The sequence below is a fragment of the Segatella sinensis genome (genome assembly GCF_040095255.1).
Lineage (GTDB): Bacteria > Bacteroidota > Bacteroidia > Bacteroidales > Bacteroidaceae > Prevotella > Prevotella sinensis.
This window is the reverse complement of record NZ_JBBNGE010000003.1, coordinates 1-24181: the sequence shown is the minus strand read 5'-3', so window position 1 is coordinate 24181 and position 24181 is coordinate 1. Positions and strand designations below refer to the sequence as shown.

At 47.4% G+C, this 24181-nt stretch carries 22 protein-coding genes; 16 read left to right on the top strand and 6 right to left on the bottom strand.

Annotated features, from left to right (window positions below; translation table 11 throughout):
- Window positions 1-20: 20 nt before the first annotated feature.
- Window positions 21-1664 (bottom strand): hydroxylamine reductase, encoded by a 1644-nt coding sequence (gene hcp, locus AAAT87_RS01360; RefSeq protein WP_349225415.1) that lies wholly within the window; start codon window positions 1662-1664, stop codon window positions 21-23.
- A gap of 418 nt (window positions 1665-2082) precedes the next feature.
- Entirely contained in the window at window positions 2083-4341 is a 2259-nt protein-coding gene (locus tag AAAT87_RS01355; RefSeq protein WP_349225414.1) for a cytochrome c biogenesis protein CcsA, read from the bottom strand.
- Between the two features lie 297 nt (window positions 4342-4638).
- On the opposite strand from AAAT87_RS01355, the gene AAAT87_RS01350 reads away from it, so the two are divergent.
- Window positions 4639-5595: a LuxR C-terminal-related transcriptional regulator gene (locus AAAT87_RS01350; protein WP_349225413.1), complete on the top strand. Its 957-nt coding sequence runs from the start codon at window positions 4639-4641 to the stop codon at window positions 5593-5595.
- A gap of 143 nt (window positions 5596-5738) precedes the next feature.
- Here AAAT87_RS01350 and AAAT87_RS01345 read toward each other — a convergent pair whose 3' ends face one another.
- The 4 genes from AAAT87_RS01345 to kdsA are packed head-to-tail and all read right to left on the bottom strand — an operon-like array spanning window position 5739 to window position 9478.
- Entirely contained in the window at window positions 5739-6374 is a 636-nt protein-coding gene (locus tag AAAT87_RS01345; RefSeq protein ID WP_295024501.1) for a response regulator transcription factor, read from the bottom strand.
- 26 nt (window positions 6375-6400) lie between these two features.
- Window positions 6401-7666, bottom strand: a complete 1266-nt coding sequence (locus tag AAAT87_RS01340; RefSeq protein WP_349225412.1) for a phospholipase D-like domain-containing protein — start codon at window positions 7664-7666, stop codon at window positions 6401-6403.
- Window positions 7667-7716: 50 nt separating this feature from the next.
- On the bottom strand, window positions 7717-8676 hold the full coding sequence (locus tag AAAT87_RS01335) for a KpsF/GutQ family sugar-phosphate isomerase (protein ID WP_295024505.1): 960 nt from the start codon (window positions 8674-8676) through the stop codon (window positions 7717-7719).
- Between the two features lie 52 nt (window positions 8677-8728).
- A complete protein-coding gene (kdsA, locus tag AAAT87_RS01330) occupies window positions 8729-9478 on the bottom strand; it encodes a 3-deoxy-8-phosphooctulonate synthase (protein ID WP_153092150.1) in 750 nt (249 codons plus the stop codon).
- A 196-nt stretch (window positions 9479-9674) separates the two neighbouring features.
- Between kdsA and AAAT87_RS01325 the strand changes: the two genes are divergently transcribed.
- The 15 genes from AAAT87_RS01325 (at window position 9675) to AAAT87_RS01255 (ending at window position 23972) form a co-directional block, all read left to right on the top strand.
- Window positions 9675-10625 (top strand): ATPase, encoded by a 951-nt coding sequence (locus AAAT87_RS01325; protein ID WP_349225411.1) that lies wholly within the window; start codon window positions 9675-9677, stop codon window positions 10623-10625.
- Window positions 10626-10992: 367 nt separating this feature from the next.
- Window positions 10993-11610, top strand: coding sequence for a deoxynucleoside kinase (locus tag AAAT87_RS01320; protein WP_089542949.1), 618 nt, complete (start codon window positions 10993-10995; stop codon window positions 11608-11610).
- A gap of 33 nt (window positions 11611-11643) precedes the next feature.
- Window positions 11644-12258, top strand: a complete 615-nt coding sequence (locus AAAT87_RS01315) for a deoxynucleoside kinase (protein ID WP_089542948.1) — start codon at window positions 11644-11646, stop codon at window positions 12256-12258.
- A gap of 248 nt (window positions 12259-12506) precedes the next feature.
- Complete coding sequence (locus AAAT87_RS01310) at window positions 12507-12857, top strand: NADH-quinone oxidoreductase subunit A (RefSeq protein ID WP_006846362.1); 351 nt, start codon at window positions 12507-12509, stop codon at window positions 12855-12857.
- Window positions 12848-13573, top strand: a complete 726-nt coding sequence (locus tag AAAT87_RS01305) for an NADH-quinone oxidoreductase subunit B (RefSeq protein WP_006846361.1) — start codon at window positions 12848-12850, stop codon at window positions 13571-13573. The genes AAAT87_RS01310 and AAAT87_RS01305 overlap by 10 nt, the downstream gene beginning before the upstream one ends.
- A gap of 19 nt (window positions 13574-13592) precedes the next feature.
- Window positions 13593-15164, top strand: coding sequence for an NADH-quinone oxidoreductase subunit D-related protein (locus AAAT87_RS01300; protein ID WP_295024509.1), 1572 nt, complete (start codon window positions 13593-13595; stop codon window positions 15162-15164).
- 2 nt (window positions 15165-15166) lie between these two features.
- On the top strand, window positions 15167-16252 hold the full coding sequence (gene nuoH / locus AAAT87_RS01295; protein WP_006846359.1) for an NADH-quinone oxidoreductase subunit NuoH: 1086 nt from the start codon (window positions 15167-15169) through the stop codon (window positions 16250-16252).
- A 105-nt stretch (window positions 16253-16357) separates the two neighbouring features.
- A complete protein-coding gene (locus AAAT87_RS01290) occupies window positions 16358-16888 on the top strand; it encodes a NuoI/complex I 23 kDa subunit family protein (RefSeq protein WP_006846358.1) in 531 nt (176 codons plus the stop codon).
- A gap of 15 nt (window positions 16889-16903) precedes the next feature.
- The gene (locus AAAT87_RS01285) at window positions 16904-17431 is read left to right on the top strand and encodes an NADH-quinone oxidoreductase subunit J family protein (protein WP_295024511.1); all 528 of its coding nucleotides are present in this window, start codon (window positions 16904-16906) and stop codon (window positions 17429-17431) included.
- Window positions 17428-17736, top strand: a complete 309-nt coding sequence (nuoK, locus tag AAAT87_RS01280; RefSeq protein ID WP_006846356.1) for an NADH-quinone oxidoreductase subunit NuoK — start codon at window positions 17428-17430, stop codon at window positions 17734-17736. The genes AAAT87_RS01285 and nuoK overlap by 4 nt, the downstream gene beginning before the upstream one ends.
- 6 nt (window positions 17737-17742) lie before the next feature.
- Window positions 17743-19698 carry an NADH-quinone oxidoreductase subunit L gene (gene nuoL / locus AAAT87_RS01275; protein ID WP_118081956.1) on the top strand — a complete coding sequence of 652 codons (1956 nt, stop codon included), beginning with the start codon at window positions 17743-17745 and terminating at the stop codon, window positions 19696-19698.
- Window positions 19699-19731: 33 nt separating this feature from the next.
- A complete protein-coding gene (locus AAAT87_RS01270) occupies window positions 19732-21231 on the top strand; it encodes a complex I subunit 4 family protein (protein ID WP_295024513.1) in 1500 nt (499 codons plus the stop codon).
- 15 nt (window positions 21232-21246) lie between these two features.
- Window positions 21247-22698, top strand: a complete 1452-nt coding sequence (locus AAAT87_RS01265) for an NADH-quinone oxidoreductase subunit N (RefSeq protein WP_295024515.1) — start codon at window positions 21247-21249, stop codon at window positions 22696-22698.
- Between the two features lie 152 nt (window positions 22699-22850).
- Window positions 22851-23036: a DUF4250 domain-containing protein gene (locus AAAT87_RS01260; protein ID WP_295024517.1), complete on the top strand. Its 186-nt coding sequence runs from the start codon at window positions 22851-22853 to the stop codon at window positions 23034-23036.
- A 39-nt stretch (window positions 23037-23075) separates the two neighbouring features.
- Window positions 23076-23972, top strand: coding sequence for a YitT family protein (locus tag AAAT87_RS01255; RefSeq protein ID WP_295024519.1), 897 nt, complete (start codon window positions 23076-23078; stop codon window positions 23970-23972).
- Window positions 23973-24181: the final 209 nt, after the last annotated feature.

The following is a 24181-nucleotide window of genomic DNA, read 5'->3' as shown; positions in this document are numbered from 1 at the left end:
TAACTCAGTAGCTGCTGTTCTTATCCTATATATTTTTTGATGTCCTCTTCTACCGTTCCGTTTCCGGCAATGCCAAAGGTATCTACCAGAACCTTCAGTACGGCTGGTGAACAGAAGGCTGGGAGCGTAGGACCCAGATGGATGTTCTTTACGCCCAGATGCAGCAGGGCAAGAAGTACGATGACTGCCTTCTGCTCGTACCAGGCAATATTGAAGAAGATAGGAAGTTCGTTGATGTCGCTGGCTCCAAAGATCTCCTTCAGCTTCAATGCCACAACCGCCCAGGAATAGGAGTCGTTGCACTGACCGGCATCCAGCACACGGGGAATGCCGTTGATGTCGCCCAGATTGAGCTTGTTATACTTGAACTTGGCACAGCCGCTGGTGAGTATCACTACATCCTGAGGCAGCGCCTTGGCAAACTCCTCGTAGTAGTTGCGGCTCTTCATTCTGCCATCGCAGCCACTCATCACCACAAACTTGCGGATGGCTCCGCTCTTCACAGCCTCTACTATCTTGTCTGCCAGAGCAAAGACCTGGGCATGCGCAAAACCGCCGATGATCTCGCCTGTCTCTATCTCCCTAGGTGGCTGGCAGGTCTTGGCAAGCGCAATCACCTCGGAGAAGTCCTTGTGGCCGTCGGCACCCGCCTGGATATGCTTCCAGCCAGGGAAACCGGTAGAGTTGGTGGTGAAGACGCGGTTCCTGTAACCTGCCGATGGCGATGGCGGCACGATGCAGTTGGTGGTGAAGACTACAGGACCGTTGAAGCTCTCGAATTCCTCCTTCTGTTTCCACCACGCATTGCCGTAGTTGCCCACCAGATGCTTGTACTTTTTGAGCTGCGGATAGTAGTGGGCAGGAAGCATCTCGCCATGGGTATAGACGTCGATGCCCGTGCCTTCGGTCTGGATGAGGAGATCTTCGATATCCTTCAGGTCGTGACCGGAGATGAGAATGCCCGGATTGCTGCCTGTGCCGATGTTCACCCGGGTGAGTTCCGGATTACCGTATGCCTGGGTGTTGGCCTTGTCGAGGAGTGCCATCACATCCACGCCGTACTTACCTGTTTCGAGTACCACGCCCAGCAGCGTGTTCATAGCAGCATCAGGGTTGCTGATAGTGGCGAGTGCACGGCAGATGAAGCTGATAATCTCGCTGTTCTCTTCTCCCAGATGGGCTGCGTGCTCGTAGTATGCTGCCATACCCTTCAGACCGAGCATGGTGAGTTCCTTGAGCGAGCGGATATCTGGATTCTCGTGGCGGAGCACGGATTCACGGGCACCCTCAGCCTCATAGTCTGTCTTCTCGCCACCCCAGGTTACCTCCTGATAGGCAGGGAGGTGGATATTCATGCTTGCTGCCTTTTGCAGCAGCTGTTTCTTCAGTACGATGCCCTTATCTACCTTTTGCAGGATATCCTGATCGTTGAAGTTGGCGTTGGTGATGGTGGTGAAGAGTGCATCCGTGAGGAAATGGGTTACCTCTGGTGTCGGCTCTTCGCCTATGCTATGTTGTATGGTTCCTATGCCACGAACCACGCTGAGCAGCAGATCCTGCCACTTGGAAGTTGTAGCCTCCTTACCGCAAACACCCTTGATGGTACAGCCTGTACCCTTAGCTGTTTCCTGACACTGGAAACAGAACATCTTGTTTTCTGCCATATTGCTATCAATTAATGAGTTATTTTAATGTTTTCTTCCAGGCGGCAATCTGCCATTCCTGGTTTACGGCTGCAAAATTACGGCTTTAAAAATAATCCTACGGTAACAATTGTTACCGTAGGATATTAAAAAAACATAAAAAGAGTGTGGGGGAACGGATTTCGTTTTCAGCAGGGCAATTATTGCTGCTGCGAAATCTTCTGCATCAAATCATTCAGGCTCATGGCTCCGCTCTGTCGCCAGAGCATTTCTCCCTTCTTATTTCATTTTTTCTATCTGTTCCTGGGTTAGTCCGGAATACTTCTTGATTAGATTGATGTCAACACCATCATATATTTATCCTTAAGGGAAAATAAAATTATCCTTAAGGGAAAATAAATTTTGCCTTAAGACTAAATATATTCTGTCTTCTGATGGGTTATGCATACGAGTGCATGCCCGTGAGGAAATAGTTCACACCGAAGTAGGTCATGGCGATATTCAGGAAGGCTAGGGTGATGTAGATGTGATACACCAGCGGCTTGCGGAAAACAGGCAGGCTCTGCGTATGCACTACTACTGCATAAATCATAAAGGTGATGAGCGCCCACGTCTCCTTGCTATCCCAACTCCAGTAATTACCCCAGCTCACGTTAGCCCAGATGGCTCCGATGAAGATGCCGAACCCCATCGTGGTCAGGGCAGGGTAGAGGAAGAGACGGCTTAAATCCCGCAGTTCGTCGCCATGAGAGCGCATGCAGATGCCCATGATGCCGCAGATGAAAGTTAAGGATAGCAGTGCATAGCTCATCATGATGATGCTGACATGGATGCTGAGTAACGGACTGTTCAATACCGGCATCATCTGTCCGATAGCAGGATCCATCTGGTTGATATGGCTTACCAGAAGGAAGAATCCTGAAATCAGGAAGCCGAATACCATCACGATGCGGATGCGCAACTGCATCAGAATACTGATAAGCATCACGACCCAGGCAACAGTCAGCATACTTTCATATCCGTTAGACATAGGTATGTTGCCGCTTATAATCCATCTCAATGCCAATCCGAAGGTTAATGCAAGGAAGGATACGCCAAGCAGGATAGGCAAAGCGATGTTCAATACCTTGATTTCTTTCTTCTTCGTCATGCGATAGATGGTGTAGAAGAGGGCAATGAAACCCAATGTGAGGTTTGCCATGAAGAGAATGGTGGCAAAAGGAAAGGCATTATTGATGCGTTCTGCCTTATACTGGGTAGCTGTTGGCAGCGAATTACCGCTACTAACCTCCTGATATTTCTTCATCTTGACGAAGAACTCGTTTACACGGCTGATATTTCCTGCCTTTACATCGCCATTCAGCAGAGAGAATACATTCCTGATATAGAGCGCATGCTGCTGCTCTACGGCCTGTGGCAACTTATCCACCGGTGAAAACCAGGTGGTGGTACCCGCCTTGATGGAAGGATGATCCTTGGTAGCTTTCACGTTCTTGGTGAAGGTGTAAGGAAGAACTTTCAATGAGATACCTTCTCGCAACTCCATGATGATTTGTATCTTGCCATCGATATCGGCGGCTTGCTGATGGAACTTGTCCTGCTGACCATTGTAGTATTCCTGAACATACTGTCCGATGGTATAGCCACCCATCTCACGATTGAAGAAAGTATTGAGCGAAGCATAGTCAGGCAGATTCATCGCTGATTTCATTTCTCCGCTCTTGATCTTGATGAAAGGCTCGTTTGCCCAAGTATTTCCATAGAATACCCAACCAGAGAGTACCTGTTCTGCAGTCAATCCCTGATAGCTCCTGGCTCCATATATCTTCTTGCAGAAATCGAGGGCAAAGGTCTGTACCGGACAGATGCGGTCGTTGTAGAGAATATGAAGCTCGCCAAACTTCTCTGCAGTTTCCTTTGGCAATACAGCATTTTGGAGATTGCCAGTTGCAGATTCTGCATGCAGTGTCTGTATATTGCCCATGCTGAGGATGAGTGCTGTCATCAAGGCTCCCTTCTTGAGCAAAGGACTCTTCAGTAGTTTGCGATAACCGCCCTTAGGGTCGAAGAGCATCCATACGAGGGAGATGAAGAGCAGCGCATAGCCAGTATAGGTGACTGGTATGCCGTATGGATCGGCATTGATAGCGAGCACGCTTCCCTTGCCGTCTTCATCGTAAGATGACTGATAAAGACGGTAAGACCGGTGGGAATAGATGTTGTTCATCGAAACTTCGCCTTCGCTCTTATCATCTCCGTCTATTACGGTGAATTTTGAAGAATAGTCAGCCACGGCGTTGGTTCCATCGTGCATCTTCGCTTCAAACTTCTGCAGGCAGAGCGAGAAAGGGAGTTTCTCTTCCTTCATACCCTGCTCCTCGTCTTGAGCCATATAAGTATCTGTAGGCTGACCGATGCGCAGATGAATCATGCCTCTTTTAGCTGATACATGCGTGAGTAGGGCACCCAAGAGGATGATGATGAAGGAGAGATGGAGTGCCAATGTAGAAGCGCACTTCACTTTTCTTTTGATGATATAACCGAGGGCAGCAAGTACTGCCCAGATAAGAATGAACCACCATGCCCCATAGTAGTGGGCATGGGCATAATCCGTGCCCTGGCTTTTCTCCACGATAGTGGCGGCTGCCATGCATACGAGCACAAGGATGTAAAGAATGAATATAATCTTTTTAATCATACTTAGTTGGAATCTTGACACTTTAGAGACCTAGTATCTCCTTAAAGTCCTGTAGCTTGATAAGGAATTACGCACCTCTGCCGCTCGGGAGTGGCAATCATCACCGCGCTCTTTCTCGATTTCGGGTGCAAAGGTACGGAGTTAAAAAAAACTTGCAATACCTAAATTTCGGTAAACATCGGCATCCCCATTTCTAGGTATTGCGGGTTTCGAAACTTTTTTGTATATTTGCAACCGAAATAAAAACATGATGAATGTTTTTGATACAAGGATGTTTGCATTTAAGGATAGAACAAGATGAAAAATCAGAAGATGTATGAGGCTGACGACAAGATGATCAGCATCATTAGAGACAATTACAATATCTTGCAGAGCCTGGGTAGCTTCGGCATCAATCTGGGATTCGGCGACAAGACGGTAAGGGAAGTCTGCAATGAACAGAACGTGGATACCTACACCTTCCTTGCCGTGGTAAACTTTACGATAAATGGTTACAAGGAGTACGACAATGCCGACCGCTTGTCGTTGCCGACCCTGTTGCATTATCTTAAGGCATCGCATGCCTACTACATAGATTTCCAGTTACCTTTTATCCGTAAGGAGCTGGTGGAAGCCCTGGATGAAACGGATAATCTGGCGCGACGGATTCTGAAACTCTATGATGATTATGCCCACAGCATCACCAACCACATGAAGTATGAGGAGAAGATGGTTTTTCCTTATGTTCAGGCACTTATAGATGGTAATGCCAATACCAACTTTGATATCGAAACCTTCTCGAAGCATCATGTGCAGGTGGATATGAAGCTGAAGGAATTGAAGAGCATCATCATCAAGTATCTGCCTTCGGATGGACTGCACAACAACCAGCTCAGTGCCACTCTCTATGATATCTACAACAACGAGGAGTGGCTTACGCATCACTCTGAGGTGGAGGAAGAAATTTTTATTCCTGCCGTGAGAAATGCCGAGCGGAAACTGAAGCAGAATGACGTGAGTGCCAAGATTTCGAGTATGATCAATCAGACGCCGAACAACGATGAGCAGTTGAGCGACCGAGAGAAAGATGTAATCATTGCGCTGGTTCAGGGTATGTCGAACAAGGAGATAGCCGACCATCTCTTTATCTCCGTGAACACGGTGATTACCCATCGCCGAAACATCGCCCGTAAGCTCCAGATTCATTCTCCTGCGGGCCTGACGATTTATGCCATCGTAAACGATCTGGTTGATATTTCTACGGTGAAACTCTAGTTTTGCTTAGAAAAACGACCTTTGAAATGTTATTTTTTATAAAATGATAGTGCCTTCCCTGCTGCTTGCGGGGAAGGCACTATCATTATATATAGGTATGTGAGTAAGAGGCATCATCATTTTGGGGGATGCCTCTCCGGCTGCTAGATCTTGTTGATATCCACATAACCGTGCATCACGGCATAGATGGTAAGCGAAGAAACGCTCTTGATACCCAGTTTTTCCTGGATATTCTTGCGGTGGGTAATCACGGTGGTGGTACTGATGAAGAGCTTTTCGGCTATCTCCTTGTTGATTTTGCCTTGTGCCACCAGCGAGAGTACCTCGATTTCCCTGTCTGAAAGGGCTTTCTCCCTGGACTCTGAGGAATCCATCGGCGGGATATATTCGCCGTGGGGATGTCCCGAACGTTGCAGGCGGATCAACTGTCGGATGAGCTTTGATTCCGGTACGTTGACGCAGATGCAGTGGAATCCCTGCAGCTGCGAGTTGAGGTCGTTGCAGGGGGTAAGCACGATGGTATGGGGGCGATACGCCTCTTCGATGAAAAAGTTGCGGTGAGTCAGAAGAATCTGCATCGACACGAAATAGTGCATGAAGCGTTCGGGTGCATTCGACTCAAATTCACCGAATGTACCGAAGATGCTGATCTTTACCATCGGAACGACACTCTCCAGCAGTCCCTTGAGACCCAAGGCTGCCAGCGTATTGTTATCTACAATGGCGAGTTCGGGCATCGCCTTGCCTGCCATTGCTTTCTTCATTTCTTCGTTCATCATATTTCTCTGATATATCTGTTATCTGTTTACAGGAATGGGGTGAGGAACTTTGCTGCAAACCATCCCCTGAATCTTTGCCATCCGGTGCGCCACTCTCGCCAGTTCTGCTCGTTGAGCAGGAAACTGTCTTTCTTCTCCCTGTCGAAGAGACGGTCGAGCTGGTGGGTAGTGCATGAATCCACAATCACGGCATTCTCTTCGTAATCCCATCGCAGGCTTCGGGCATTGAGGTTGGCGCTGCCTACGGTGCAGAACTTGCCATCTACCATGATAATCTTGGTATGATGGAAGCCCGGCGTGTACATCCATACATGGCAGCCAGCCTTCATCAGCTTGTGGGCATTATAGAATCCGCAATCGGGGGTGAGCGGGATATCGCTCCTGGTGGAGAGCATGATCTCTACCTTGACGCCTCTTTTTACTGCCCGCTTCAATGCCTTCTTGAGCTTGGGACTCAGAGTGAAGTAGGGACTGATGAGCTTGATGCTGTCCTGGGCATCGTTGATGGCATTCACATAGAAGTAGCGGATGATATCCTTCGTGATATGCGGCTCACGATTGATGATGCCCACCGTCTTGTGATAAGCCGTGGCGGTGGTATCGGGTTTGAGATTCTCTACCAGGTAGTCTTGCTTCTCCTTGCGGTAATACTCCTCGCCGTCGATATGCTGTCCGCTTACCTTGTTCCACATTTTGAGGAAGATCTTCTGCAGGGTATTCACCTCGCTGCCGTCGATGCGGCAGTGCATATCGTGCCATTCGCCTACCACCTTCGTACCTTTTATATAATAGTCGGCAACGTTCATGCCGCCGGTATAGGCTATCTGTCCGTCGATGACTACGATTTTGCGGTGGTCGCGGTTGAAAACGGCATGTACCCATGGGAACTTCAGGGACTTGTATTCGAAGATTTCGATGCCGTTGGCACGGATTTCCTTGAGATGCCGTTTTCGCAGCGGCTTGTTGTTGGATGAGTTTCCGAAGCCATCGTAGAGGGCTCTTACCTTGACACCCTGCTTCACCTTCTCGGCAAGGAGGTCGAAGAGGAGGGAGGCAATGCTGTCGTTGCGGAAGTTGAAGTATTCCAGATGCACACTGTGCTTAGCCTGACGGATTGCCTGAAACATATCATCGAATTTCTCCTGTCCGCTCATCAGGAGCGTGACGGAGTTGTCGTGGGAAAAGCTGACCCCCTTCCCACGAAGCTGGTTGACTATCAATGAATCGCTGGTCTGTGCGCTGCACAGCGAACTAGCCAGCCATAAAGTAGCTATTAATAAATAATATCTCATCTTATCTATAACCGTGTAATCTATAAATCTGTGTAATCCGTGCCTGAATATTAAACCATGCATGCATAGTGATCTACGATGCCTTTCAAATGATTATCCTTATCTACTACGAGTACCGTATGTACCTTGTATTTGTGCATGATGCGCTGAATCTCCGAAATCTTGGTCTTCGGAGTCACCATCTTCGGAGTGGTGGTCATGATGTCGCTCACGGTCTTGTTGAAGAATTCTGCCTGCCACTTCTCCATGGCACGGCGGATATCTCCATCTGTAATCAGACCGATGACACGCTGGTTTTCATCGAGCGAGATTCCCAGTCCGAGCTTACCCTTGCTCACATGGATGATGGCCTCGCCTAGATGCATCTCCTTAGGGATGATAGGCATGTCTTCGCTGCGCATCACGTCTTCTGCTGTGGTGAGGAGACGCTTGCCCAATTCGCCGCCCGGATGGAACTGGGCAAAGTCGCGTGGCTTGAAGTGGCGCACCTGCATCAGGGCTATTGCCAGAGCATCGCCCATGGCGAGGGCAGCAGTGGTACTGCTGGTAGGAGCAAGGTTGAGCGGACAAGCCTCCTTCTTCACCTTGACGGTGATGTGATGGTTGGAGTATTTTGCCAGCAGTGAATTCGGATTGCCCGTTATGGAGATGATAGGCACGTTCATGTGGAGCACCATCGGGATGAAGCGGAGCAGCTCGTCGGTCTGACCACTGTTGCTCAGTGCCAGCACCACGTCCTTGTCGGTCATCACACCGAGGTCGCCGTGATATACATCCAGCGGGTTGATATAGAAAGCCGGTGTACCTGTAGAGGCGAGGGTTGCTGCAATCTTGGCACCCACGTGTCCGCTCTTGCCTACACCCGTAACGATGATCTTGCCCTGGCAATGATACATCATATCTACGGCTTTCTCAAAATTATCGTCCAATAAGGCGATCTGGTCGAGGATGGCCTGTGCCTCGTCTCTCAGAGCCTGTTCACCATAACTTCTTATTGTCTTATCGTCCATGATTTACTTTGAACTTTGATTTTTGAACATTGAACTTTATGATTAGATTCTCTTACAGGAGTTCCTGAATGAGAGATTCTAACTTGGCTAATTCCAGCATGTTGGCTGCATCGCTCTTGCCCTGGTCTGGGTCGGGATGCACCTCGAAGAAGTAGCCTGTTGCACCGAATGCCTTGGCAGCCTTTGCCATGGCTGGCACAAACTTGCGGTCGCCCACGGTTTTGCCATCTCCTGCGCTTGGCCGCTGTACGCTGTGGGTGCAGTCCATGATGACATTAGGTACAATCTCCTTCATATCCGGAATGTTGCGGAAATCTACCACGAGATTGTTGTAGCCGAAGCAGTTGCCACGCTCGGTGAGCCATACTTCGCTGGCTCCGCTATCCAAAGCTTTCTCAACCGGATACTTCATATCTCTTCCGCTGAGGAACTGAGCCTTCTTGATGTTGACAATCTTGCCGGTCTTGGCAGCCGATACGAGCAGGTCGGTCTGGCGGCAGAGGAAGGCTGGTATCTGGAGAATATCGCATACCTTGCCCGCAGCTTCAGCCTGATAGCTCTCGTGGATATCGGTGGTGATGCGAAGTCCGTATTTCGACTTGATGTCGCTGAGCATCTGCAGACCTTTCTCCAGACCAGGACCACGGAAAGAGTGGATGCTGGTTCGGTTGGCCTTATCGAAGGATGCCTTGAATATGATGTCGGTTCCTAAGTCCTGGTTGATACGAACGAGTTCCTGAGCTACAGTATCCAGTAGTTCCATCGACTCGATGACGCATGGTCCTGCAATGAATGTTGCCATAATTATAATATTTTATTGTTATTTCTTCCTTAATTATTTGTCTATTTGTGTGCAAAGTTATTAATAATTCACGAAAAACCCAAGAATAATGTGAGTTTTTTAAGATTATCAGCTTGATGAAGTATCTTTTTTTCCTTTTCTTTGCGATATTTCACCGAAAATCATTACATTTGCAGTGCATTTAAAAAATACGACAATGAACATACTCATAGCAGACAGTGGCAGTACCAAGACCGACTGGTCGTTGATAGACGGGCAAGGTCAAGTAGTGATGACTTGCAAGACGCAGGGCATCAATCCTATTCACATGCAGGATGCCGAAGTGCTTCAGATACTGAAGTCGGAACTCATCTTGCCGGAATCACCACAGGAAGTATATTTCTATGGCAGCGGTGTAACCGAGGCGATGAAGCCCCGGATGAACTCTCTCTTGCAGCAGGCTTTTCCTGGAGCCAAGGTAGAGGCAGAGGGGGATATGATAGGAGCGGCAAGAGCGCTTTTCGGACATCATCCGGGAATGGCATGCATTCTGGGCACTGGTGCCAACAGTTGTCTCTATGATGGCACGAAGATTGTGATGAATACGCCGCCTCTGGGGTATATTCTGGGTGACGAAGGTAGCGGTGCCGTCTTGGGCAAGCTTTTCCTGAATGGTATCTTCAAGGGTAGTCTGCCTTCGGCTATCAAAAAGAGGTTTCTGAAGTGGTCGGGACTGGATTATCCTGATATCATCAACAAGGTGTATCGTGAACCGTTGGCAAACCGTTTTCTGGCTTCTATCTGTCCTTTTATTTCTGAGCAGATAGCAGAGGGAGAAAAATATGAGAACGGCAGTGATAAACTGAATGAGGCGATGGCACTGTATCGGGTGGTATTGAGTAACTTCCATGCTTTTTACGAGAACAATCTCAGACCTTATATTCAGTATGTAAAAGCCAGTCAGGAGGATATCTCGCAGTTGGAACCTGGCGTGAAAGCCTGGGATTCTTCTTTGGGAGAGGGGATTCCGATGATAGGGTTCGTGGGAAGCATCGCTCATTATTTTGAAGCTCCCCTCAGAAATGTGATGGAGGATGAGCATCATCTTCATATTGTCAAGATTATGCGGGCTCCGATGGAAGGTCTGATAGCCTTTCATGCGAAATAAATGATGAAGTACCGAGTCTCTTAAAAAAGAGGCTCGGTACTTGTCTTATTTGTTGTTGAATTCGCGATGTCATATACTTATTGTCTTATATTAAATATTGATTTTTTTCGTTTTGCCGTGTATGAGGCAGAGATTCATGGAGCTGCAGGCGGATGGCCTCACTACTTCTATAAGGAGAACAAAACTCAGGGGGCTGCCTGGAAGGAGACTCTTCTTTCTGGAGAATAATTTGCGTAATTTGTGAAAACTGTGAGACTTTTTTTGTTTATTCCGAATAAATATTGTATATTTGCAGTCTGTAGAATCTAGACTTGCTTAAAGCCAGTCTCATTCTATATTCAAGATTCAATACTCAATATAAGAAAAAATGTACATAGCAGTAGCAGGAAATATCGGTAGTGGAAAGACCACGCTTACCAAGATGCTCTCCAAGCACTACGGCTGGAAGCAGTACTTGGAGCCAGTTGCAGAGAATCCCTACATCGATGACTATTACAAGGACATCCCCCGATGGGCTCTCAATATGGAGGTCTTCTATCTGAAGCAGCGATTCAAGAATCTGCTTGAGATTCAGCATTGTAAGGAGACTGTCATTCAGGATCGTACCATCTTTGAGGGAGTGTATGTCTTTGCAGCCAATAATAGAAAGATGGGTAATATGGACCAGCGCGACTTCGATACCTATATGGAACTCTTCGAGTCGATGATGGAAGTGGTTGAGATGCCGGAACTGATGATTTATCTCCGTTCTTCTGTACCACATCTTGTGAAGAATATTCAGAAACGAGGCCGTGATTACGAGCAGAAGATGCCTATCGATTATCTCGAGGGAATCAATCTTCTCTACGATGATTTCATCATGAACAAGTATAAGGGTAGGGTGCTGGTAGTAGAGGTGGATAACCTCGACTTCGAGCATAATCCCAAGCAGTTTGGAGATATCATCGACAAGATTGATGCCAAGCTCTTCGGCTTCTTCTCTTAAAAGTAAAAACGTAAAAAAGTAAAAAGTAATAAGATGCATATAGCAATAGCTGGAAATATAGGAAGCGGCAAGACGACCTTGACCAAGATGCTTGCCAAGAGATATGGCTGGAAGGCAAACTTCGAGCCGGTAGATAACAATCCATACCTTGCCGATTATTACAAGGATATGGAGCGATGGTCGTTCAATCTTCAGATTTACTTTCTGAACAAGCGATTCCACGATGTGGTGGAGATTTCCCGTTCGGAGCAGACCATCGTGCAGGATAGAACCATCTTCGAGGATGCGCGCATCTTTGCCCCAAATCTTCACGATATCGGCATGATGAGCGACAGGGATTTCAAGAACTATACCGATCTCTTCGATTTGATGATCAGTCTGGTGAAGCTTCCAGACCTGATGATTTACATCAAGAGCAGTATTCCGACCCTCGTGAAGCACATCGAGAAGCGAGGCAGAGATTTCGAGAAGAGCATCCGTATCGACTATCTCCAGGGCTTGAACAACCGTTACGAGGAATGGATCAAGGATTACAAGGGCCGACTCATCATCATCGATGGCGACACCCTGGAGTTTGCCGATAATCCTGAGGATTTCCGAAAGGTTACCGATCTCATCGACGCTGAACTGTTTGGCTTATTCAAATAAAAGTTTGACTTATTCAATAACAGAAATAACGTATGTTCGCCAGTGTCGGATGTCTGTCCGCCACTGGCGAATGTGTATCCATTACTGTCGGATACATGCCCGATACAACCTATTTTAGCATCTAATAACCTTTTTTTTTTGCCCGATATTTAACATTTAACATTAAAAATTATATTCTTTCAGAAATATTTGCTACCTTTGCAGGCGCTTAGAAGCATTTAAACAAAAATAACGTTATAAAAATTTTTATGAACTTTACACTATTTATCACCGTTTTGCTGACGGCTGTAACCTTGGTGGTGGCTGCTTATGTCATCGCGAAGTTGATCGGTCCTCGTTCATACAATCCGGTAAAGGGTGAACCTTTTGAGTGTGGTATTCCGACACGTGGCAGCTCTTGGTTGCCATCACACATCGGCTACTATCTCTTCGCCATCCTTTTCCTGATGTTTGATATCGAGACAGTATTGCTTTACCCATGGGCAGTTGTAGTTAAGCAGTTTGGACCAATGGCTCTCGTGAGCATCGGGTTCTTCTTGTTGGTATTGGTATTTGGCCTTGCATATGCTTGGCGGAAAGGAGCGTTGGAATGGAAGTAAACAAAAGAGCCTCTATCAAGAGTATTCCTTACGACGAGTTTAAGGACAATGACACTCTCGAAAAGATTGCGCAGGAGCTCAATGAGGGTGGTGCTAACGTGGTAGTCGGTTCGCTCGATGCTGCCATCAACTGGGGACGTAGTAACTCACTCTGGTCTTTGACCTTCGGTACTTCTTGCTGTGGTATCGAGTTCATGGCTGTAGGTTGTGCACGTTACGACTTCTCCCGTTTTGGTTTCGAGGTAACCCGTAACTCTCCACGTCAGGCTGACTTGATCATGTGTGCCGGTACTATTACCAATAAGATGGCACCAGTGTTCAAGCGTTTGTATGATGAAATGGCTGAGCCTAAGTATGTGGTAGCTGTGGGTGGATGTACCATCTCTGGCGGTCCGTTCAAGAAGAGCTACAATGTGGTTCGTGGTATCAGCGAGTTGGTTCCTGTGGATGTTTACATCCCTGGCTGTCCTCCACGCCCTGAGGCTATCCTTTACGGTATGATGCAGTTGCAGCGTAAGGTAAAGGTTGAGAAATTCTTCGGTGGTGCTAACCACAAGATGACTCAGGATGAGAAGGAACTCTCTATGAGCAAGGGTGGTCTTCGCGGCTTGAGCAACGAGAACCTCTCTGACAGCGAGAAGCTCGGACACAAGGAGCCTATCATCGTAACTGAAGTACCTGAGGATTTCGACCCTCAGAAAGGTCTAACTGATTAATATAATAAGGTATAAGAACATGAAACTGAATAATATTGAATTGAGTTTTGATAATTTCGCTTCTGAAATGGCGAAGTTGAAGAACGAGAAGCATTTCGACTACCTTGTTACCATCATCGGTGAAGACTTCGGTGAGGAAGGTCTCGGATGTATCTATATTCTTGAGAATACTCAGACCAACGAGCGCTGCTCGGTAAAGACCATCGCCAAGAAGGTGGATGGCAGTGATGTGATTCCTACAGTTATCCATCTCTGGAAGGTGGCTGACCTCCTGGAGCGTGAAGTCTTCGATTTCGTGGGCATCAAGTTCCTGGGTCACCCAGACATGCGTCGTCTCTTCCTCCGTACCGATTTCCAGGGCTATCCATTGCGTAAGGACTTCGATATGAGTCCTGAGGCAAACAAGTTCCCTTGTACTGATGAGCCAGAGGATGATTTCACTGTAGAATACAGTCTTAGTGCTGATGGTCATCTGGTAGCTACTGAAAAGCGTCGTTTCGATGATGATGAGTATGTTGTCAACATCGGTCCTAACCACCCATCTACCCATGGTGTGCTCCGTCTTCAGACCGTTATCGACGGTGAGACCGTGAAGCGCATCTATCCACACCTCGGTTATATTCACCGTGGCATCGAGAAGATGTGGGAGAACATGACCTATCCACAGACCTTGGCATTGACCGACCGTCTGAACTATCTTTCTGCGATGATGCACCGCCACGCATTGGTAGGCGTTATCGAGGAGGCGATGGGTATCGAACTCTCAGACCGTATCCGCTACATCCGTACCATCATGGATGAGTTGCAGCGTATCGACTCACACTTGTTGTACCTCGGCTGTACCGCACAGGACTTGGGTGCCTTGACCGCATTCCTTTACTGTATGCGCGACCGTGAGCACGTATTGAACGTGATGGAGGAGACAACCGGTGGCCGTCTGATTCAGAACTACTACCGTATCGGTGGTCTGCAGGCAGATATCGACCCTAACTTCGTTCAGAACGTGAAGACCCTCTGCAAGTATCTCCGTCCGATGATTCAGGAATACCTCGACGTATTCGGTGACAACGTGATTACTCACAACCGTCTCGAAGGTGTAGGTCCTATGAACTATGAGGATTGTATCAACTATGCCGTAACCGGTCCTGCTGGTCGTGCATCAGGTTGGAAGAACGATACCCGCAAGCGTCATCCATACGATATGTACGACAAGGTAGAGTGGAAGGAAATCACCCTTACCGGTTGCGATTCAATGGATCGTTACTATGTACACATCCAGGAGTTGTATCAGAGCTTGGACATCATCGAGCAGTTGATCGACAACATTCCAGAGGGTGAGTACTACATCAAGCAGAAGCCAATCATCAAGGTTCCAGAGGGACAGTGGTACTTCTCTGTAGAGGGTGCCAGCGGCGAGTTTGGTGTATATCTCGACTCAAAGGGTGACAAGAGTCCATACCGTATGAAGATGCGTCCGATGGGTCTCTCACTCACAGGAGCCTTGGATCCAATGCTCCGTGGTCAGAAGATCGCCGACCTCATCACTACAGGTGCAGCAATCGATTTCGTAATCCCTGATATTGATAGATAATTATGTTTGATTTTAGTATAGTAACAACATTCATCGACAATCTGCTTCGCCAGACCTTGGGTCTGGGCGACTTCCTGTCGATTCTGATTGAGTGCGTGCTCGTGGGTATCTGCATTTTGACAGCATACGCCCTCATCGCTATCGTACTTATCTTCATGGAGCGTAAGGTGTGTGCCTACTTCCAGTGCCGTCTTGGCCCTATGCGTGTAGGTCCTTGGGGTATCTTCCAGGTATTCGCCGACGTGCTCAAGATGTTGATCAAGGAGATCTTCGCCGTGGATAGAGCCGACAAGCTGCTCTACTACATGGCACCATTCCTCGTGATCATTGCCTCTGTAGGTACTTTCTCATTCCTTCCATGGAACAAGGGAGCACATATTCTTGACTTCAACGTAGGTGTATTCCTCATCACAGCCGTAAGTTCTATTGGCGTGCTGGGTGTGTTCCTCGCTGGTTGGGCATCTAACAACAAGTACTCTGTGGTATCTGCCATGCGTGGTGCCGTACAGATGATTTCTTACGAGATGTCTCTCGGTCTCTGTCTGATTTCTGCAGTAGTTCTTACCGGAACCATGCAGGTAAGCGGTATCGTAGAGGCACAGACTGGTGCTTGGAACTGGTTGATTATCAAGGGTCATGTGCCAGCTATCCTGGCTTTCCTCGTATTCCTCGTAGCAGGTAATGCTGAGGCTAACCGTGGTCCTTTCGACTTGGCTGAGGCTGAGAGTGAGTTGACCGCAGGTTACCACACAGAGTATTCAGGTATGGGCTTCGGTTTCTACTACCTGGCAGAGTACCTCAACCTCTTCGTAATTTCTGGTATCGCTTCTACCGTATTCCTCGGTGGTTGGGCGCCATTGAACATCGGTATCGAGGGCTTCGACAATCTGATGAACCTTATTCCAGGTTTCATCTGGTTCTTCGGTAAGACCTTCGCCGTTGTATGGCTCCTGATGTGGGTACGTTGGACATTCCCACGTCTGCGTATCGACCAGATTCTGAAGTTGGAGTGGAAGTATCTGATGCCATTGTCACTGGTCATCCTGATCTTGATGACAGTATGCGTAGCATTCGGATTCCACGGATAATATTATTAAGGAGTTAAAGGAGTTAAAGAAGTTAAGGAGTTAAGACAATAGTTCTACAACTTGAAACTTCTGTTATTTCTTAACAAATAAACAAAAAATAAAAGTATGTCTAACAATTCATATTTCGGCGGTATTGCAGCGGGTTTGAAGACCCTCGCTATCGGTATGAAGACTACCATGAAGGAGTACTTCACACCAAAGAGCACAGAGCAGTATCCTGAGAACCGCAAGACTACACTCCACGTATCTCCACGTTTCCGTGGTCGCCTGGTCTTCGTTCGTGATGAGAACGAGGCTTACAAGTGTGTGGGTTGTACATTGTGTGAGAAGTCATGCCCTAACGATACCATCAAGATCGTAACCGAGATGGTGGAGGACCCAGAGACAGGCAAGAAGAAGCGCAAGCTGGTAGATTACCAGTACGACTTGGGCGACTGCATGTTCTGTGAGCTCTGTGTGAACGCATGTAACTTCGGTGCAATCAAGTTTGTCAACGATTTCGAGAATGCAGTCTTCGACCGCAACAAGTTGGTGATGCACCTTGACAAGGAGGTTTATAAGGGCGGAAGCCTTCCTAACCTCATCGATGGTGGTGCCCCATTGGAAATCGGTAAGTTTAACACCAAGACTAAGTAAGGAGGACTTTAGACAATGATAACAGCAAATTTATTTATGTTCGTCATCTTGGCAGTAGTCATTCTTGGCTCAGCCATCATGTGCGTGTTCACCAAGCGTATCATGCGTGCGGCAACCTTCCTGTTGTTCGTACTCTTCGGTGTAGCAGGCATGTTCTTCCTGCTCGACTATACTTATCTGGGTGCAGCTCAGATTTCTGTATATGCCGGTGGTATCACCATGCTTTATGTCTTCGCTATCCAGTTGGTATCAAAGCGTACTCTCCAGGGTCTTGTGGAGCATGTCAAGGGTAGCAAGATTGTAGGTCGCGCACTCGTCTGCCTCGTTGGTTTCGTAACCTTGGCAGTCATCGTGTTGAAGAATCACTTTATTGATATGGCTGCAACCGTAGCCGACACCGAGGTGCCAATGGACCAGGTAGGTTCTGCACTGGTAGGTGCTGACAAGTATGGCTATGTATTGCCATTCGAGTTTATCTCTGTATTCCTGTTGGCATGTATCATCGGTGGTATCTTAATCGCAAGAAAGGAGGATAAGAAATGATTCCAGTACAATATTTCTTCGTGCTCTCTGCACTCTTGTTCTTCATCGGAGTCTATGGCTTCTGTACACGCCGTAACCTCGTTGCCATGCTCATCTCCATCGAGCTTGTATTGAATGCAGCCGACCTGAACTTCGCTGTGTTCAACCGCATCCTCTTCCCAGGACAGTTGGAAGGTTTCTTCTTCACATTGTTCTCTATCGGAGTAGCAGCAGCCGAGACAGCCGTAGCGCTCGCTATTATTATCAACGTTTACCGCAACTATCACAGTGACCAGGTGAACAGTATTGAAAACATGAAATTCTAAAAGACAATGGAATACAATTATGCATTTTTGATACTTCTTCTGCCATTCCTGAGCTTCCTGGTTCTGGGACTTGTGGGTATGAAGATGAAAAGACCGGTAGCAGCACTCATCGGTACCGTATTGATGGGCTGTGTATTCGCGATGTCTGTCTATACAGCATACGAGTACTTCTTTGCAGTGGGTCGTGATGCCTCAACAGGTATGTACCCAACTGTTACCGTATTTAATTTCACATGGTTGAAGTTTACTGAGTTGCTCACCTTCAACATCGGTTTCCGCCTGAGCCCAATCTCTGTATTGATGCTCATCGTGATTACGACCGTCAGCTTCATGGTTCACATCTACAGCTTCGGCTATATGGCAGAGCGCGATGAGAACTACAAGGTTGAGGAATATGAGAAGGGTATGCAGCGTTTCTACGCTTACCTGAGTCTCTTCACCATGTCAATGTTGGGCCTGGTAGTAGCTACCAACATCTTCCAGATGTATCTGTTCTGGGAGTTGGTGGGTGTCTGCTCATACCTGCTCATCGGTTTCTACTATCCAAAGCATGCTGCAGTACATGCCAGCAAGAAGGCGTTCATCGTAACCCGTTTCGCTGACCTCTTCTTCCTCATCGGTATCCTGTTCTACAGCTTCTACGTAGGAACCTTCAACTACGACTTGAATGCTCAGCCAGAGCTCAACTCTGCTTTGGCAGGTGCTGCTTGGGTAATGCCAACAGCATTGTTCCTCATGTTCATCGGTGGTGCCGGTAAGAGTGCGATGTTCCCATTGCACATCTGGTTGCCCGATGCGATGGAGGGTCCAACTCCTGTTTCTGCGTTGATCCACGCCGCTACCATGGTTGTAGCCGGTGTATATCAGGTTGCCAGCCTCTTCCCAATCTGGGTACAGTATGCTCCTGAGACTCTTCACTATGTAGCTTACATTGCAGCCTTCACCGCATTCTATGCAGCAGCCGTAGCTTGCTGCCAGCGTGATATCAAGCGTGGTCTGGCTTTCTCTACTATCTCTCAGATCGCCTACATGCTCGTAGCGCTCGGCGTTTGCTTCGCAGTAGATAACCACCATGGTGGTTTGGGTTACATGGCTGGTATCTTCCACCTGTTTACCCACGCTATGTTCAAGGCGTTGCTCTTCCTCTGCTCTGGTGCCATCATCGTCATCATCGGCAGCAACTTCAAGGATTACATGGGCGGTTTGCACAAGTATATGCCTATTACCAACATCTGCTTCCTCATCGGTTGCTTGGCGATTGCAGGTATTCCTCCATTCGCAGGTTTCTGGTCAAAGGATGAGATTATCTCAGCTTGCTTCCAGTTCTCTCCATTTATGGGCTGGTTCATGACAGTGGTAGCTGGTATGACAGCATTCTATATGTTCCGTCTCTACTATGTCATCTTCTGGGGACAGAGCTACTATGAGCTGGATCCAGAGAACCGTCGCAAGCCACAGGAGGTTCCTTTCGTGATGTGGGGTCCATTGGTATTCCTTGCCATCATCTCTTGCCTCTGCGGTCTGATTCCATTCGGTCACTTCGTATCTGCTACAGGTCAGAGCTACGATATCCATATCGACATGAGTGTGGCAACAACCTCTGTTATCGTTGCTATCATCGGTATCGGTCTGGCTACTTACATGTATGCTCCTAAGAAGACTCCATTGGCAGACGCTTTGGCTAAGAAGATGCCTAAGTTGCACAAGGCAGCCTTGAACCGTTTCTATATCGACGATGCTTGGCAGTTCTTCACCCACAAGATTGTCTTCGGTTGCTTCTCAAAGCCAATCGCATGGTTCGACCGTCGTGTTATCGATGGTACCTTCAACTTCATGGCTTGGGGTACACAGGAGGCAGGTGAAACCATCCGCCCATGGCAGAGTGGTGATGTTCGCAGCTATGCTATCTGGTTCCTCACCGGTACCGTAGCATTGACATTGTGCCTGCTCGCACTTCTTTAATGAAAGTCTCACAATTAAGTAAATAGAAAAGAAATGAATTTAAGTATATTCGTCATAGTACCACTCCTGATGTTGCTCGGCCTCTGGTTGGCACGCAACGACAAGCAGGTTCGTGGTGTGATGGTAGCAGGTGCCAGCGTATTGCTCGGTCTCTCCATCTATTTGGTGTTTGCATTTCTCGAAGCTCGTGAGACAATGCCAGCCGACCAAGCTCCGATGCTCTTCACCTACTGTGTGCCTTGGTTTGAACCATTGCACATCAACTATTCACTCGGTGTGGATGGTATCTCAGTGGTGATGATTCTCCTGACTTCTATCATCGTGTTCACCGGTACATTTGCTTCCTGGCAGATGGAACCAATGAAGAAGGAATACTTCCTCTGGTTCACACTCCTGAGCATCGGTGTATATGGCTTCTTCATCTCTATCGACATGTTCACCATGTTCATGTTCTATGAGGTTGCCCTCATCCCTATGTACCTCTTGATTGGTGTATGGGGTAGTGGTGCGAAGGAGTATTCAGCCATGAAGTTGACCTTGATGTTGATGGGTGGTTCAGCCCTTTTGGTTATCGGTATCCTGGGAATCTTCTTCTACAGTGGTGCTCAGACCTTCGAAATCCTCGATATCGCTCACCATACTAATGGTGCTCATGCGATTCCAGAGAGCGTGCAGAACGTGTTCTTCCCATTGCTCTTCATCGGTTTCGGTATCCTCGGTGCGCTGTTCCCATTCCACACATGGTCTCCTGATGGTCACGCCAGTGCGCCAACAGCCGTATCTATGTTGCACGCCGGTGTATTGATGAAGCTTGGTGGTTACGGTTGCTTCCGTATCGCCATGTTCCTCTTGCCAGCTGCTACTCACGGATTCTGGATCAAGGTGTTCCTCGTACTGACAACTATCTCTATCGTATATGGTGCTTTGTCAGCATGTGTACAGACCGACTTGAAGTACATCAACGCTTACTCATCAGTATCTCACTGTGGTATGGTGCTCTTTGCTCTCTGTATGATGACCGAGACAGCCGCTACTGGTGCAATCCTCCAGATGTTGTCTCACGGTTTGATGACCGCCCTCTTCTTCGCCGTTATCGGTATGATTTACCATCAGGCTGGTACACGTGACGTACGTTACCTGGGTGGTTTGATGAAGATTATTCCATTCCTCTCTGTAGGTTATGCAGTAGCTGGTTTGGCTAACCTCGGTTTGCCTGGTTTCTCTGGTTTCGTAGCCGAGATGACCATCTTCGTAGGTGCCTTCCAGAATGCAGATATGTTCCATCGTGTATGTACCATCATTGCATGTACCTCAATCGTAGTAACTGCGGTTTACATTCTGCGTTGTGTTGGTAAGATCCTTTATCAGAAGGTTCCTAATCCAAAGTTGGAGAAGCTTCACGATGCTACCTGGGACGAGCGTATCGCTGTAGCAGGTCTTATCGCCTGCGTTGCAGGTCTCGGTATGTTCCCACTCTGGGCAGAGGAGGTTATCATGGACGCTGTCGGTCCTATCTTTAGTGTAATCATGTAATAAATATCAGAAGAAATGAATTACAGTCAATTTTTAAATATGATTCCAGAAGCTACCCTGATGGTAGTTCTGTTGATCACTTTCATTGCTGACTTCTGCAGTTCCAAGAGCGCAGACCGTAAGTGGTTCAATCCTCTGGTATGTCTCTTGATGGTGGCTCACATCGTCATCAATATCTTCCCAACAGAAGCCACAGAGGCATTTGGCGGCATGTACACAACAGGTCCTGCTGCCGGTGTCTTGAAGACCATCCTGGCGCTGGGTACCCTCATCGTGATGGTACAGGCTAAGGAGTGGTTGAGCCGCAAGGACACAGCCTTCAAGGAAGGTGAGTTCTATATGCTGATTATCTCTACCTTGCTCGGTATGAACATGATGGTTAGTGCCAACCACTTCCTCCTGTTCTTCCTCGGTCTCGAAATGGCATCTGTGCCAATGGCTTGCTTGGTAGCATTCGATAAGTACCGTCACCATTCTGCCGAGGCAGGTGCCAAGTTCGTTTTGACCGCTACTTTCTCTAGCGGTGTAATGATCTACGGTATCTCTCTGCTCTACGCAGCTTGCGGTACTTTGTACTTCGAGGATATGGCTAACGTCATCACTGCGTCTCCATTGACCATCGCCGGTATGGTATTCTTCTTCAGTGGTCTCGGTTTCAAGATTTCCTTGGTTCCTTTCCACTTCTGGACAGCCGATTCATACCAGGGTGCACCAACTACAGTTACAGGTTATCTGTCAGTAGTATCTAAGGGTGCTGCAGCGTTTACTCTCTGCGCTATCCTCATGAAGGTGTTCCAGCCAATGGTAGAGTACTGGACCGTGTTGCTTTACATCGTGATTGTACTTTCTATCACTATCGCTAACCTGTTTGCCATCCGTCAGAGCGACCTGAAGCGTTTCATGGCATTCTCTTCTATCTCTCAGGCAGGTTACATCATGCTGGCAGTGGTAGGCAACTCAGCGATGAGCGTGAGCGCCCTGACTTACTATGTATTGATTTACGTAGTAGCCAACCTGAGCGTCTTCACCATCATCTCATCTATTGAGGAGCACAACAACGGTACAGTTCAGATGGACAGCTACAATGGTTTGTACAAGACCAATCCACGTCTGGCATTCCTGATGACCTTGGCATTGTTCTCATTGGGTGGTATTCCTCCATTCGCCGGTATGTTCTCGAAGTTCTTCGTGTTCATGGCAGCAGTTGGTACACACGACATCCACACCACATTGGGAGCCTGGGCATACGGCGTAGTATTCATCGCGTTGGTAAACACTGTTATCAGTTTGTACTACTACCTGCTCATCGTGAAGGCTATGTTCATCAAGCACAGCGATAATCCGCTTCCTACTTTCCAGAGCGCATGCTCAACCAAGTTGGCGCTTGCTATCTGCACCGTAGGTATCGTAGCATTCGGTATTTGCTCATTCGTCTTCGACTGGATTTCAGTTGCAGTGAATGCGTAAATCATCAATAATTTATAAAAATCCCAGCAATCGGTAAAAGATTGCTGGGATTTTTTTTGTTTTATCTAAAATTTGCAGTACCTTTGCACCCCGAAAGAGGTATGGTGCCTCAAGTAATCAATAATAAATATTAATTAATCAATATAAAAAGGATGGATAAGTTACCAATGAATGATGTTCCGATGCTGGTAAGTGCTATCAACTTCCTGCTTCGTGACCACGAGTTTGATACACTCGATGAGATTTGTAATCACTTTAATGTAAATCGCGCTGCCTTAGAGGCGAAAGTGGCTACTCAGGGCTTTGAGTGGTCAGAAGTGCAGCATAAATTCTGGTAAAACCAAACATTAACAATTATAAACTATTAATTAAAAACAATGAATTCACCTCGACCCTTGTGGAAATCTGTACAAGATTATGTGATGATTGCGATAGGAATGATTTCCTATTGTATCGGATGGAATGTGTTCTTATTGCCGATTAACGTAACGGCAAGTGGATTGCCTGGTGTGGCTAGTATCATCTATTGGGCTACAGGCTGTCCGGTTCAAATTCCTTATTTGATTGCCAATGGCGTCCTGCTGTTGGCGGGTTTAAAAGTCTTGGGACTTAAATTCTGTCTTAAAACCGTCTATGCTGTAGCTATTGTCACTGCATTGACCTCCCTTATCTCTTCGGGCTATATCGTAATACCGGAGTTGCTTCACGACCAGCCATTATGGTCAGCCTTTCTGGGAGCCGTATTCTGCGGCTGCGGTATTGGTTTAGGTTTCTCGGTAGGAGGCAGTACGGGTGGTACGGATATCATTGCAGCCATTGTCAACAAGTACCGTGACATATCTCTCGGTAGAGTGATTATGATCTGCGATATCGTCATCATCACTTCCAGTTATCTGGTAGTCCACGACATCGAGAAGATTTTCTATGGTTATGTGGTACTTTGCGTGCAGGGATTCTGCATCGACCAGGTGGTAAACAGTCGCCGCAGGAGTGTACAGTTCTTCATTATCTCCCAGAAGTATGAGGAGATAGGCAAGCGCATCAATGTAGATGCCGAGCGAGGAGTTACGGTGGTGAATGCCTCAGGTTTCTATTCCGGTCAGGATGTGAAGATGCTGTTCGTGCTTGCCAAGCAGCGCCAGGCACCCATCATCTTCCGCATGATATCAGAGATTGATCCACACGCCTTCGTCAGCCAGAGCGCTGTGATTGGCGTATATGGTAATGGATTTGATGAATTCAAATATAAGGCAAAGAAAGAGCACGGAGTTTAATCCGTGCTCTTTTTTGTATGAGTAACCTCTTTCCTTCTTTTTTCGCCGTATCAATGGAGTTCTTGATATCCCGGTATAACATCTTACTTACTGTTGGGGAAGCAAATGAGCAAATCCCCCATCCTGCTTTAACCCACATTGCAGCAGTCTTTGATGAAAAACTTAAAGATTCCTAACGAAATCCTAGATTTTGGCAGTTTTCAGCCAAT